Source organism: Paenibacillus terrisolis (genome assembly GCF_056171975.1).
Map to the genome: position 1 here is coordinate 1 of NZ_JBKFGG010000057.1, position 13362 is coordinate 13362.

The following is a 13362-nucleotide window of genomic DNA, read 5'->3' on the forward strand; positions in this document are numbered from 1 at the left end:
ATGTAAACACGCGAAAAAATGAGCTAGCCTGCGATTGCAAAAATCTTGTAGGTCAGGACTCCGGAATTAGGGGGCCTAGCCGCAATTGCAGGAATTTGCCTCAAAAAAGCTTGTGGGTGACTAAAAACTGTATTTTTACATTTTTTTTGCCCGCGAAGGCGGGGGACTTGCCCGAATTCCAGCCATCGGCAATCCTCCATCCGCCAATATTTCCCATTTCAATTTCAATCACACTCGCTCATCCATCAACCTTATGCCCTCCATTCCACCCATCGAGGACACTCATTTTCCTATGAAAGACAATTTTGCTTTATTTTCATAAATTTTGTGAACTTGCGAAAAAAACCACCGATAACCGATGTTTATCGGTTATAAAAAAATCGTTGATATGCTATGATGAAAGCGTAACCAAAACGATGGCCAAAGAGCTGAAAAGGCCATGTTCACAAGGTAAAACGGTCGGGTTCATGGAGTGAAAAGAGGACGGCTTTACGATGTGAAAAGCTCATTTTCCGGGAGGGTGAAAGACATGTTTGAAGGATTCCTCGAAATGCAATCGGTGGTAACTCGGGTACAAGGGCGGCTGGAAATTGACGGGGACATGGAATACCGTAAAATCGAATTCGGTACCGAACGTTTCCTGCATACGCCGGAACCGGGGAATCGGCTCCGCAACGAGGATGAACCTCAGCAGCGTTTCTCGCTACGCAAATTCTGGATAAATTAAAAATTTTGTGCATCCGGGGTTCTTAGTCGAGATTAACAACTGTTCAGCATATAACGCCGTTTTTCATGGGGAATACTTCATGGAAAGCGGCTTTTTTCTTTTATTCCTTTTCCCGAGTCCGTACGGCGCGGCGTTTGTTCCACTATCAGACATCCCGGCTTTTTGCTACAATGAAATCAAGAAACCGGAACATAGTATATTCGCTCTATTGTTGATGAGAAGGAGAATCCGCCCATGAAAATACGCAAGGCGATTATTCCCGCCGCGGGGCTAGGCACGCGTTTTTTGCCGGCGACCAAGGCAATGCCTAAGGAAATGCTGCCAATTGTGGACAAACCGACGATTCAATACATCGTGGAAGAGGCGGTAGCTTCAGGGATCGAGGATATCATCATCGTAACGGGGAAAGGGAAGCGGGCAATAGAAGATCACTTTGACACGTCTTTCGAATTGGAATACAACCTTATGGAAAAAAGAAAGTTCCAACTTCTTGAAGAGGTTCGCAAATCATCGGAAATGGCGGATATTCACTATATTCGGCAAAAAGAGCCCAAAGGACTTGGGCATGCCATATGGTGTGCGCGCAAGTTTATCGGCGACGAACCGTTTGCCGTACTGCTCGGCGATGATATCGTCGAGTCGGAGGTCCCATGCTTAAAACAAATGATCCAAGTTTACGAAAAGCATAAAGCGTCCATCGTAGGGGTACAATCCGTGCCGTGGGATGAAGTTTCCCGATATGGTATCGTTGATCCCGCCCCTATCGAGGATCGCGTTTTTCTGGCCAAGCAATTGGTGGAAAAGCCTGAAACGGCAAAAGCTCCGTCGAATCTGGCCATTATGGGGAGGTATATTTTGACCCCGGCGATTTTTGGCATCCTGGAGGATCAGCGCGTGGGTGTGAACGGGGAGATTCAACTGACGGACGCGATTTCGCGACTTGGGGAGACCGAACGGGTTCTCGCTTATAATTTTGAAGGGATCCGTCACGACGTTGGCGAGAAAATGGGTTTTATTCAAACGACAATTCATTATGCGCTGCACAATCCCGAACTAAAGGATGGTCTGCTCCGGTACATGGCGGACATGCTTGAGAACAGTGATTATCGAAAAAACGTACGTTGATTTCTTGAATGTAAAACAAAACTCGATATAAGAAAGTCGGTCTCTTTACTGGAAGAGGCCGATTTTTTTGCATATATATAAAAATCCGATGCGCAATTCGGCTAAACATGGTTGTCGATCCTGCATATATTGATCAAGAGACACATGGAAAACCCGTAAACAAAGGTTAGGGAGGCTGCACGGCATGAAAATAACTCCATTAAAGCTCGAGGGGGCTAAATTACTAGAACCGGTTGTGCATGGAGACGCGAGAGGTTTTTTTATGGAGAGTTATAATGAAGCTGTGCTTCAGGATCAGGGTATATATAATCATTTTGTGCAGGACAATCAATCCTTGTCGGCTGAACCGGGAGTGCTGAGGGGACTGCATTATCAATTGAATCCAAAGGCTCAAACGAAGCTGGTCCGCGTTCTGTCCGGGGCGATTTACGACGTGATATTGGATGTGCGCCGCCATTCGCCGACTTTTGGGTCTTGGACCGGGGTTATTCTGAGTGAGCACAATAAACGCCAACTGCTGGTACCTGCGGGATTCGCGCATGGTTTTTGTACGCTTTCGCCAAACACCCAAGTTTTGTACAAAGTGGACGAATACTACTCTCCGGAACACGACCGTGGCATATTATGGAATGATCCGGCCCTTGACATCGAGTGGCCGGTGAGCAATCCGCAGCTCTCGGACAAGGACCTGCACCATCCGATACTCGCGAAAGCGGAACTGAATTTCGACTAGGAGGACTTTTTCATGAAACTGCTTGTAACAGGCGGCGCCGGCTTTATCGGCAGCAATTTCATATTATATATGCGGAGGCAGCACCCGGACTATGAAATCGTCAACGTGGATGCCCTGACCTACGCGGGAAATCTGGAAAACCTGAAAGATCTGGAGAAATATTCTCGCTACCGCTTCTTCAAAGCGGATATTACGGATGCGGCGGCCATGGATGAGTTGATCGGCCAAAACGTTGATGTCATTGTTAACTTTGCGGCGGAATCCCATGTGGACCGGAGCATTATGGAGCCTGAACGGTTTGTGAGAACGAATGTGATCGGAACACAGGTGCTTTTGGACGCGGCGCGACAACATCGGATTGATAAATTTGTACAGGTTTCTACGGACGAGGTTTACGGAACGCTGGGGGAAACCGGGCTGTTCAACGAAACGACGCCGCTGGCTCCCAACAGCCCGTATTCCGCCAGCAAGGCAGGCGCAGATTTATTGGTTCGTGCCTACCATGAAACCTACGGTTTGCCGGTCAATATCACCCGCTGTTCGAATAACTATGGGCCGTTTCAATTTCCGGAAAAATTGATTCCGCTCATGATTTCCAGAGCTTTGGCGGATGAACCGCTGCCTCTTTACGGAGACGGCATGAATGTGCGCGATTGGCTCTATGTTGAAGACCATTGCAGCGCAATCGATCTGGTAATCCATCAGGGAAAAGCCGGTGAGGTTTACAACATTGGCGGGAACAACGAATGGACCAATTTATATATCGTGCGGACGATTCTGAAGCGGCTTGGCAAACCGGAGTCCTTGATAAACTTCGTTCAAGATCGCCCTGGTCATGACCGAAGATATGCGATCGATCCTGCGAAAACCCGGAGGGAGCTGGGCTGGACGCCGAAGTATTCCTTTGAGACCGGAATAGAGGAGACCATCCGCTGGTACTTGGATCATATGGAATGGTGGACCCGAATTCAGAGCGGGGTCTACCGAGAGTATTACGCAAAACAGTACGGCGAGCGGCTTGGTGATTTCGCATGAAGGTTTGGGTAACAGGAGCTAAAGGACAGCTTGGGAAGGATATTGTCCGGCTTTTGCAGCGGGAAGGTCATGATGCGCTGGCGAGTGACCGGGACACGCTCGATATTATCGATTTGGACGGATGTTTAAAAGGGGTGCAAGCGTATAAACCGGATGTGGTCATCCACTGTGCGGCATATACGGCTGTGGACAAAGCCGAGACGGATCTTGACGCGGCTTACGCCATCAATGTGAACGGGACAAGAAACATGGTTCTTGCGGCGGAGCGGGTAGGGGCCAAGTTTTGCTATATCAGCACGGACTACGTGTTTGACGGTACCTCTGACCTTCCTTACCGGGAGCATGATGATACTCGTCCCCAAAGCGTATACGGAAAGACGAAACGGGCCGGCGAATCTATCGTCCAAAACCTGTCTTCCGCTTTTTTTATCGTACGCACTTCGTGGGTATACGGCATTCACGGCCAGAATTTCGTTAAGACCATGCTGAGGCTTGCACAGGAGCAGCCGGTCATTCAGGTGGTTAATGATCAAAAGGGCTGTCCGACTTACACCGTTGATTTAGCGGGATTTTTGCTGGAATTGATTAAGACGGAAAAATATGGCGTATATCATGCATCCAATACAGGGGAATGTACATGGTTCGAGTTTGCCCAAGCGATTTTTACCGAAGCCGATCGGTTGTCCGGCCAAACAACGACGACAGTGATTAAACCCTGCGGAACGGAGGATTATCCCCGCCCGGCAGCGCGCCCGCGTAATTCGGTGATGGACCACCTTGGGATCCGCACGAACGGATTCAAGGACTTGCGGCCGTGGCGGGAAGGGTTGAAGGCGTTTCTGCAGGAAGCGGCGGATAGCGAAAAAAGCTGAAAATATTTTGTGGTTTCCTCCATATAATCTTTCTATCTCTCTATGGTATAATGTCGACAATTGTCGATAGAGTACACGGATAGAAGGAAGTTATTCTCATATGAGTCAGAAAATCTTGTATCGCCTCGCCGCCTTGCTGGGGGCGCTTCTTATTGCGCTTGTGAGCCTTCCCGGCAAAGAAGCCGACGAGCCGGAGCAGGGCTTCACCGCCCATCGGATGGTAGCGCATGCCCTCGGCGGGATTCACGGCGTAACCTACACGAACAGCTATGAAGCTCTAGTCGCCAGCTATGAAAAAGGTTTTCGCGTTTTCGAAGTGGATCTTCTGCTCAGCAGCGACGGTCAGCTGATTGCCCGTCACGAGTGGAGCGAGAGCCTGACTGAAAAGCTCGGAGAACAAGACGAACTGGGGCCGGATCGACAGGCTGCCGTTCTTTCCTATGACGAGTTTAAAGCGGCGAAAATCGAGGGACAATACGAACCCCTGAGCTGGGATGATCTCATGGATCTGATGGAGTTTTATCCCGATATGTATCTCATTACGGATACGAAGCAAACCAAACCGGAGGAAATCCAGCAGATTTTCACCAAAATCGTGGACGGAGCCAAGGCGAAGGATCCGGCTCTGCTCGAACGTATCGTGCCGCAAATCTACAATCGTCCGATGTGGGACCCGGTTCAAGCTATTTATCCGTTCAAATCGGTGATTTTTACGCTGTATCAAACCCAGGATTCGGATGAGCAGGTCATTCGCTTTGCTCAAGAGAAGGGCATTTCCGCGGTGACGATGTCCGACACCCGGGCGAACAAGAATTTGATCGGCAAGCTGAACGATCTTGGCATTCCCTCTTATATTCACACCATTAACGATCCGAAGGTGCTGATGAAATTCAAGAGAATGGGAGCCTTTGGCTTCTATACCGACTTTTTGACGGAAGACGATGCCTCCCGGACGGGATTGCTCGGTTATTTTGGCTTGTAGGCCATGTTGCATTAGCACAGTTATATAAGTTGAACCCATGAAAAAATAACTTGGCATGAGGGTGAAATGTTCTGGCAGAAGCTAAAAGCTTTCTGAAAGAAAGCTGCATCGGAAGCATAGGCTTCGTTCGCCTTTGTGACCGGATTTCTACTCCATTTGAATGTAATCAATCCAAGAAATCCGGGAACAACAGCGATCGAAAGAATATTTCACACGGCTGCCGTTATACGTATTCAATCTTTGGTTCAATTTATAGAATAGAATCGTTTGTGAAAAGGTACGTCCTTTCGGGTAAAAGACGTATCTTTTTGTTCGTATGAAAGGCGAACATTGACAGGGTATTCCCGGTAACATAGACTAGAAATAAGCAAAAAGAGGACGAAGATTATCCTCGAAATAGAGGTTGGTCGAGAGAAGACGGGGCTGAGCGAAAATGCCCCGTTTTTCGCGGGTTAGTGCGGATTTTGAGCTTTCCGGCATGCCTGCTTGGACGGTGTCGCCGCTGCTCGTTTACTCGGGCTTAAGTAATAGGTTCGTGGAGGAATCAACTTGAAGCAAATGATAAAGTCCTGGCGCCATGTTTTTAAATTGGATCCCGACCGGTTCTTGGATGACGCTTCTCTTGAAGCCGTGTGCTTATCGGGCACGGATGCCATTATGATCGGGGGATCCAGCGGAGTTACTTACGAGAATACCCTGGATTTATTGGAACGGATCCGAGAATTTCGTGTTCCCTGCGTCCTTGAGGTCTCCAGCCTGGAGGCCGTCGTTCCGGGCTTCGATTTTTATCTGATTCCGTTGGTGCTAAACGCCGGGCATCCCGACTGGATCATAGGCCAGCATGTAAACGCCATTGAGGCTTTCGGAGATTTGATTCCGTGGGAACTTCTGGTTCCGGAGGGGTATATCGTTTTGAATCCCGAAGCGACGGTGGCCAAAGTAACGCAAATCGAAGAATCGCCGGATTCTTCAAGAGCCGTCGCATTCGCTCGCCTAGCCGAGCAACTGCTGCAACTGCCGATCGTTTATTTGGAATACAGCGGCAGTTTCGGCGATATGGAGCTTGTGGCTTCGGTGCGGAGAAAGCTGGATAACGCCCGTCTGTTTTACGGCGGAGGCATCACCGATGCGGCTTCTGCCAGACAGGCTGCGGCCGCGTGTGACACGGTAATTGTGGGCAATGCGGTGTACAGCGGCATTGAACAAGCTTTGGAAACCGTGCACGCGGTAAAGGGTTGACTTAATTTTTCGAAAGGAGCATTTCATATGCAACCTGTTAATATACAAGAGGCGGTCAGCCGTCTCAATCCCCAGCAGCGTCAGGCCGTTGAAGCGACGGAGGGTCCGCTGCTGATCATGGCCGGTGCGGGCTCGGGCAAAACGCGCGTGCTCACGCACCGCATCGCTTACCTGATCGCAACGCGCAAAGCACCGCCGTGGGCGATCCTCGCGATTACGTTTACCAACAAAGCCGCGCGCGAAATGCAAGACCGGGTATCCCGGCTCGTTGGCGGCTCCGAGGGAAGAGACATCTGGGTGTCGACGTTTCACTCGATGTGCGTCCGCATTTTGCGCCGCGATATCGAACGTATCGGCTTTACCTCCAACTTTTCGATCCTGGACTCTACGGATCAGCTGTCCGTTATCCGCAACTGCATGAAAGATTTGAACATCGACACGAAAAAGTTTGAGCCGAAGGCGGTTCAAGCGATGATCAGTGCGGCGAAGAACGAACTCGTCACGCCGCAGCAGTATGAGCAAAAAGTCGGCGATTATTTCGAAGGGCTCGTGGCCAAGATTTATCCCATGTACCAAAAGCGGCTGCGCAGCAACAACTCGCTGGATTTTGACGACCTGATCATGAAAACGATCGAGCTGTTCAAGGAAACGCCGGAAGTGCTTGACTTCTACCAAAAAAAATTCCAATACGTCCATGTGGACGAATATCAGGATACGAACCGGGCGCAGTACATGCTCTGCCGCATGCTGGCGGACAAGCATCACCGCATCTGCGTGGTCGGGGACAGCGACCAATCGATTTACCGCTGGCGCGGGGCGGATATCAGCAATATTCTGAATTTCGAGAAGGATTATCCCGAAGCGCGCACGATTCTGCTCGAACAAAATTACCGCTCCACCTCAACGATTCTGAACGCGGCGAACGAAGTCATCGGCCGCAACACGGGGCGCAAGCCGAAGAAGCTGTGGACCGACAAAGGGGACGGGGAGAAGATCAAGGTTTATCGTGCCGATTCGGAGCATGACGAAGGTTATTTTGTTACGTCGGAGATCCACGGCAGTGTTAAAAAAGGGCTGGCGTACCGCGATCACGCTATTTTATACCGGACCAACGCTCAGTCGCGGGTGATCGAGGAAATTCTGATTAAATCGGATATTCCTTATCAAATCGTCGGCGGAATCAAGTTTTATGACCGTAAGGAAATCAAGGACCTGCTGGCTTATTTGCGCCTGCTGTCCAATCCCGATGACGACATTAGCCTAACGCGTGTCATAAACGTCCCGAAACGGGGTCTCGGCGATACGACGGTTGGCAAACTGGCGGCTGCGGCCGCTGAGCGCGGAACATCCATTTACCGGGTGCTTCAGACGGTGGATGATCTGGGATTTGCCGGACGGACGCGCAATGCGCTGGTGGAGTTTTTCGATATGATTGTCGGATTGCATCAAATGGTGGAATACCTGTCGGTGACCGAATTGACCGAGAAGTTATTGGAAATGACTCAATACCGGCTCGAGCTTCAGAATGAAAACACGATCGAATCGCGGTCCCGTCTGGAAAATATCGATGAGTTTCTGTCTGTAACGATGGAATTTGAGAACAATAATGAGGACAAGTCGCTGGTATCGTTCCTGACTGACCTGGCCCTCATTGCGGATATTGATTCCATGAATGACAATGAGGGTGATCAGCAGCTGCAGGACGCCGTCGTGCTGATGACCATGCATAGCGCCAAAGGCTTGGAGTTCCCGGTTGTCTTTATTGTCGGCATGGAGGAAGGCGTGTTTCCGCACAGCCGTACGTTTTTGGATAACGAGGAAATGGAGGAGGAACGCCGGCTGGCTTACGTTGGGATTACTCGGGCCGAGCAGAAGCTTTTCCTTTCTTGCGCGCAGATGCGCACCTTGTTCGGGCGAACGACGGCGAATCCGCCTTCGCGCTTTCTGGACGAGATTCCGGAGGAGCTCAAGGAAGATACGAACCTCCCGCGCGACCGGTACCGCCGTGGGGCCGGGGTTGGCGGCGCCTATAGCGGCCGCGGCTTCGGCAACGGCAACGGCGGCGGGGGCAACTTCGGCCACCGTCCGGCGGCCGAAAGCCCGGCGGCGCGGTCCGCGGCGCCAACCGGCGGGCGCGTGACCGTGACGACCGGCGTGCCGGGGGCGCCCGCGGCCAAGCCTGCGGCAAGTCCCGGCGATTTTGCCGCCGGGGACAAGGTCTCGCACGGCAAGTGGGGCGTCGGCACGATCGTGTCCATTAAGGGTTCCGGCAACGATACGGAGCTGCAGATCGCTTTTCCGGCGCCGGTTGGCGTAAAACGTCTGCTTGCCGGATTCGCGCCGATCACGAAGGTGACGGAGGGCGATTGACATAGCGGTTCGTCCGGAATTTTTTGCTGCCTGACGATCGTTCGTTTTGATTCCCATATTTGAATTGTGCGGAGCCGGCTTGAGTTGACTCCGCACTTACATATCTAAGGAGGGTTGTCCCTGCATGGATGACGTGATGCAAAAAATGGAGAGGCTTGTCGAGGAACTGAACAAGTACGCCTATCACTATTACACCCTGGATCAGCCTCTGGTGAGCGACAAAGAGTATGACGCGCTATACGATGAACTGGCCGCGCTGGAGACGGAAACGGGAGTGATCCTGCACGACTCGCCTACGGTGCGTGTAGGGGGCGAACTTCTTCAGGGTTTCAAGCCGCATCGCCATCTGGCGCCGTTATGGAGCCTTGATAAGGCTCAAAACGAAGAGCAGCTTCAGAATTGGAACAACCGCGTGCTTAAGTTGATCACCGATTATAACGGCAGAAATCCGGATAATCCTTTGCCGGAGCCCACGTATGTCGTCGAATTGAAATACGATGGGCTGACGCTGAACCTGACCTATACGGACGGGAAGCTGGTTCAAGCGTCGACCCGCGGCAACGGCGTTGTTGGCGAGGGCATTCTCGCGCAGGTAAAGACGATCAAATCCGTACCGCTGAGCATTAACTTCCGCAGAGGGACAATCGAAGTGCAGGGGGAGGGGATCATGAATTTGTCCGTGCTCGCCAAATATAACGAAACGGCGGCCGAGCCGCTGAAAAACGCCCGAAATGCCGCGGCCGGGGCTCTTCGCAACTTGAACCCGCGCACGACGGCGGAACGGAATTTGAGCGCCTTTTTCTATAATGTCGGATACTCGGATGGCCTCCGGTTTGAAGATCACCGCGAGATGGTGGGCTTCCTCAAGGAGAATCGGTTTAAAGTCAATCCGTACGTCACCTACCACGACAGCTTCGATCAAGTGATGCAAGAACTGAAGCTCATCGAGGAACGTCGTCCCGATCTCGATTACCTGATTGATGGAGCGGTCATCAAAATCGTCGATATGCGTACGCGCGAAGCGCTGGGCTATACGGACAAATTTCCGCGCTGGGCCGTCGCTTTCAAGTTTGAAGCCGAGGAGACCACGACCGTGCTGGAATCCGTCGTTTGGAATGTGGGCCGCACCGGCAAAATTACCCCGCTCGCCAAAGTCGAACCGGTGGAGCTTGCCGGCGTCACAGTGCAGAACTGCACGCTTAACAACGTAGGCGACATCGAGCGCAAAAACCTGAAATTCGCCCTCGGCACCCGGGTATTCATTCGCCGCTCCAACGATGTCATTCCGGAAATCCTCGGAAAGGTGACGGAGGAGCAGGATGGAGGGGAGATCGTCTATCCCGAGGTCTGCCCGGCTTGCGGCACGCCGCTGGAGCAGCGCGGGGCGCATCTCTTCTGCAACAATCGGCTGGATTGCAAACCGCAAATCGTTGCGCGCATTACGCATTTTGCATCGCGCGACGCCATGGACATCGAGACTTTCAGCGAAAAAACGGCCGAACAGCTGCATGATGAGCTGAATGTTCGCGAGCCTGCCGAACTTTATACCTTGACGTTCGACGATTTGATCAAGCTGGACCGTTTTGGAGAAAAGAAAGCCAACAATCTGCTTGATGCGATTGAGCAGAGCAAAGGGCGCGATCTGGCCTCTTTCTTGTTTGCCCTCGGCATTCCGAACACCGGGAAATCGACAACCAAAGCGCTTGCCGATCATTTCCGCGACCTATCGGCGGTAATGAACGCAACCGTGGAAGAGTTGACGGAGCTGCAGGATATAGGCGGCATCGTTGCGGAGAGCATCGTGTCCTTTTTTGCGGATCCTTTTCAGCAGGCAGGCATCAACAAAATGCTTGAACTTGGCGTGGACCCTCTGGCCCCCGATAAGCCGGATGAACCTGTAGCGGATTCGTTTTTCTCCGGCAAAACGGTTGTCCTGACCGGTACGCTGCAGCAGCTTAGCCGCGATGAGGCTACGGAACGTCTGGAAGCGCTCGGAGCCAAAGTGACCGGCAGCGTGTCGAAGAAAACCGACCTTGTCATCGCCGGCGAAAAGGCCGGAAGCAAGCTTGCCAAAGCTCAAGCTTTGGGTATTCCCGTGATCGAGGACGAAGACGAGTTAATCAGGCTGCTTAACGGAAATGAATAAGCGTTAGTGAGTTGTCCCCGACCTTCAAATCGAAGGACGGGGATTTTTTACTTTTTAGATGGAAATAAAACGATCAATTGTAACTTTTAACCTTTTGAAAACGTACTTTTGCTAAAAGGCCCATACTCCCTTATTTACGATGGGTATTCACCCGACATTTGAGTAAACCGTCTATCCAATTGGCAAAAATCTACTTAATATGAAACTTTTATCTGAGTCTATTAGTATATTAATAGAGATACATATTAAATATTTGGAGGATACGATGCATAATAAAAAGTTAAACATGGTCTTGCTCGGAGCTGTAATGAGCGGGCTGCTTGTTTCAGGATGCTCTTCGGGGCCGGCAAAAGATTCGGAGCAGCAGCCGGCCACATTGAAGGTCATGTACTGGGATGAAGGAGGGTTTTACCAGCAATACGGGGATTTGTTTACGATGAAGAACCCTAACATCGACATCCAGGTAGTTAGTACGCAATCCATGTACAACAGCAATCCCGGAGAAACTAAGGATTATAACCAGTCATTTGATGAGTTTGTGGAGAAGGAGCAGCCGGATATCCTTTTGATGAATACGGATAACTTCGGGACCTATGCCTCCGACGGCAAATTGATGGAGCTGGATACGCTGGTTGAGCGGGACAAGTATAACCTTGATACCATTTATCCGGCATTAATCGAGCTTCTGAAGGACAAAGGGGAAGGCAAGCTTTACGGGTTGTCTCCTTCCTTCTACAGCACCGCCATTTACTATAACGCCGATCTCTTTGCAAAATATGGCGTGGAGCTCCCTCATGACGGTATGACCTGGCAAGACATTGTGGATTTGGCCAAAAGATTTCCGGTGGACGGAGACGAAAATTCCCGCATTTACGGTTTTGGTCAGCAGTATTCGATGAATCTTTCCAACTTGGGGCAAATGATAGCATCCACGGAAGGTTTGAGCGCGGTCAATCCGGACACTTTGAAGGTCACGGTTGATACGGATTCTTGGAAAAAGGCTTATCAGCTGGCTATTGACGCGTTGGATTCCAAAGCAGTCTACAATCCAAAGGATAACGCCTTCCAAGGCGGTACCATGGAAGAATATTATAAGAGCCAATTGTTCATGATGGGCCGGATCGCAATGACGACTGATGGCACATATCTTCTTCAAAATCTAAAGGATATCAAAAACAATTATAAAGACTTTAAACCGTTCCAAATCGGTATCGTAGCGGGACCGGTGGATCCGGCCGATCCGGGTAAGTCAAGAAGCATCTCTTTTAACGAAATTTTTGCAATCCGTGCCAACTCGCCGAATGCCGATGCAGCCTGGGAATTCATAAAATTTGTTAACGGGGAAGAATACGCCAAAGTTAAGTCAAGAACTTTAAATAACGGACTTATGTCCCGCATGGGAGTTTACAAAGATTACGAAGGCCAGGATTTAAGCGTTTTTTATAAGCTCCAGCCGAAGCTGAATGAAAACAGTGCGGTTAGCGACTCGAAAGTTCCAATTACCTTCTATCAGCAATACTCGCCGATTGGAGAACGGGAGCTCGCTTTGGTCGAAGAAAAGAAGAAGTCGATTGATGAAGCGCTGAAGACGATACAGGAAGAAGGTCAGGCCGCTTTGGATAAAGCGGTGAAAGAACAAGCAGAGGGCGGCTCAAGTTCAACGGATCAAAGCGCCGTCTCGTCGTCAGTTGGAACGAAATAGAACTTTTTGCAATTGTAAAAAGGCTAGCCCTTGAAAACGTGTTAATACGCGGAAGGGTTAGCCTTTTAATTTGGAAAAAGATTCATGTTGCAAAGCCACGGACAGCGTGATACATTACTACTTGTCGCTTCAAAAGACATCTTGCCGAAAGGCGCGAGAGATTGTCTAAAAAGAGGTTGACATGAATCGATGAATTTGGTAGCATAAATAACTGTCCGACAAAAGAAATTGAATGTCGAGCGCAAGCAAGTTCTTTGAAAACTGAACAAATGGAACACGTCAATGATTAAACGATTTTTATAATCGTCAGTAAGTAATGAGCTATGGCTCTTTCGAATAAGGTTTGACCTTTATTGGAGAGTTTGATCCTGGCTCAGGACGAACGCTGGCGGCGTGCCTAATACATGCAAGTCGAGCGGAGTTATCCCTTC

11 protein-coding genes and 1 rRNA gene are annotated in these 13362 nt (G+C 50.4%); 11 read left to right on the forward strand and 1 reads right to left on the reverse strand.

What is annotated here, in order from left to right; translation table 11 throughout:
* Positions 1 to 100: 100 nt before the first annotated feature.
* A complete protein-coding gene (locus tag ACI48K_RS25415) occupies positions 101 to 232 on the reverse strand; it encodes a hypothetical protein (RefSeq protein WP_475030427.1) in 132 nt (43 codons plus the stop codon).
* A 297-nt stretch (positions 233 to 529) separates the two neighbouring features.
* Here ACI48K_RS25415 and ACI48K_RS25420 point away from each other — a divergent pair, with 297 nt between their 5' ends.
* The 11 genes from ACI48K_RS25420 to ACI48K_RS25470 form a co-directional block, all read left to right on the forward strand.
* The gene (locus tag ACI48K_RS25420; RefSeq protein WP_475030428.1) at positions 530 to 727 is read left to right on the forward strand and encodes a hypothetical protein; all 198 of its coding nucleotides are present in this window, start codon (positions 530 to 532) and stop codon (positions 725 to 727) included.
* A gap of 234 nt (positions 728 to 961) precedes the next feature.
* A complete protein-coding gene (gene galU, locus ACI48K_RS25425; protein ID WP_475030429.1) occupies positions 962 to 1852 on the forward strand; it encodes a UTP--glucose-1-phosphate uridylyltransferase GalU in 891 nt (296 codons plus the stop codon).
* A gap of 184 nt (positions 1853 to 2036) precedes the next feature.
* Positions 2037 to 2585, forward strand: a complete 549-nt coding sequence (gene rfbC / locus ACI48K_RS25430) for a dTDP-4-dehydrorhamnose 3,5-epimerase (protein WP_475030430.1) — start codon at positions 2037 to 2039, stop codon at positions 2583 to 2585.
* A gap of 12 nt (positions 2586 to 2597) precedes the next feature.
* The gene (rfbB, locus tag ACI48K_RS25435) at positions 2598 to 3620 is read left to right on the forward strand and encodes a dTDP-glucose 4,6-dehydratase (RefSeq protein WP_475030431.1); all 1023 of its coding nucleotides are present in this window, start codon (positions 2598 to 2600) and stop codon (positions 3618 to 3620) included.
* Positions 3617 to 4492, forward strand: a complete 876-nt coding sequence (gene rfbD, locus ACI48K_RS25440) for a dTDP-4-dehydrorhamnose reductase (protein ID WP_475030432.1) — start codon at positions 3617 to 3619, stop codon at positions 4490 to 4492. Before rfbB ends, rfbD begins: the two co-directional genes overlap by 4 nt.
* A 100-nt stretch (positions 4493 to 4592) precedes the next feature.
* Positions 4593 to 5474 carry a phosphatidylinositol-specific phospholipase C/glycerophosphodiester phosphodiesterase family protein gene (locus ACI48K_RS25445; protein WP_475030433.1) on the forward strand — a complete coding sequence of 294 codons (882 nt, stop codon included), beginning with the start codon at positions 4593 to 4595 and terminating at the stop codon, positions 5472 to 5474.
* 549 nt (positions 5475 to 6023) lie between these two features.
* A complete protein-coding gene (pcrB, locus tag ACI48K_RS25450) occupies positions 6024 to 6713 on the forward strand; it encodes a heptaprenylglyceryl phosphate synthase (protein ID WP_475030434.1) in 690 nt (229 codons plus the stop codon).
* 27 nt (positions 6714 to 6740) lie between these two features.
* Entirely contained in the window at positions 6741 to 9083 is a 2343-nt protein-coding gene (gene pcrA / locus ACI48K_RS25455) for a DNA helicase PcrA (protein ID WP_475030435.1), read from the forward strand.
* Between the two features lie 124 nt (positions 9084 to 9207).
* Entirely contained in the window at positions 9208 to 11229 is a 2022-nt protein-coding gene (gene ligA, locus ACI48K_RS25460) for an NAD-dependent DNA ligase LigA (protein ID WP_475030436.1), read from the forward strand.
* A 265-nt stretch (positions 11230 to 11494) separates the two neighbouring features.
* A complete protein-coding gene (locus ACI48K_RS25465; RefSeq protein ID WP_475030437.1) occupies positions 11495 to 12931 on the forward strand; it encodes an ABC transporter substrate-binding protein in 1437 nt (478 codons plus the stop codon).
* Between the two features lie 350 nt (positions 12932 to 13281).
* Positions 13282 to 13362 (forward strand): 16S ribosomal RNA (locus ACI48K_RS25470); the annotation flags it as partial.

What these genes read in the sequence shown, in the direction of transcription:
- rfbC (WP_475030430.1), top strand. Translation starts at nt 2,037, where the DNA reads ATGAAAATAACTCCATTAAAGCTCGAGGGGGCTAAATTACTAGAACCG.
- rfbB (WP_475030431.1), top strand. Translation starts at nt 2,598, where the DNA reads ATGAAACTGCTTGTAACAGGCGGCGCCGGCTTTATCGGCAGCAATTTC.
- ACI48K_RS25465 (WP_475030437.1), top strand. Translation starts at nt 11,495, where the DNA reads ATGCATAATAAAAAGTTAAACATGGTCTTGCTCGGAGCTGTAATGAGC.
- pcrA (WP_475030435.1), top strand. Translation starts at nt 6,741, where the DNA reads ATGCAACCTGTTAATATACAAGAGGCGGTCAGCCGTCTCAATCCCCAG.
- ACI48K_RS25420 (WP_475030428.1), top strand. Translation starts at nt 530, where the DNA reads ATGTTTGAAGGATTCCTCGAAATGCAATCGGTGGTAACTCGGGTACAA.
- galU (WP_475030429.1), top strand. Translation starts at nt 962, where the DNA reads ATGAAAATACGCAAGGCGATTATTCCCGCCGCGGGGCTAGGCACGCGT.
- ligA (WP_475030436.1), top strand. Translation starts at nt 9,208, where the DNA reads ATGGATGACGTGATGCAAAAAATGGAGAGGCTTGTCGAGGAACTGAAC.
- rfbD (WP_475030432.1), top strand. Translation starts at nt 3,617, where the DNA reads ATGAAGGTTTGGGTAACAGGAGCTAAAGGACAGCTTGGGAAGGATATT.
- ACI48K_RS25445 (WP_475030433.1), top strand. Translation starts at nt 4,593, where the DNA reads ATGAGTCAGAAAATCTTGTATCGCCTCGCCGCCTTGCTGGGGGCGCTT.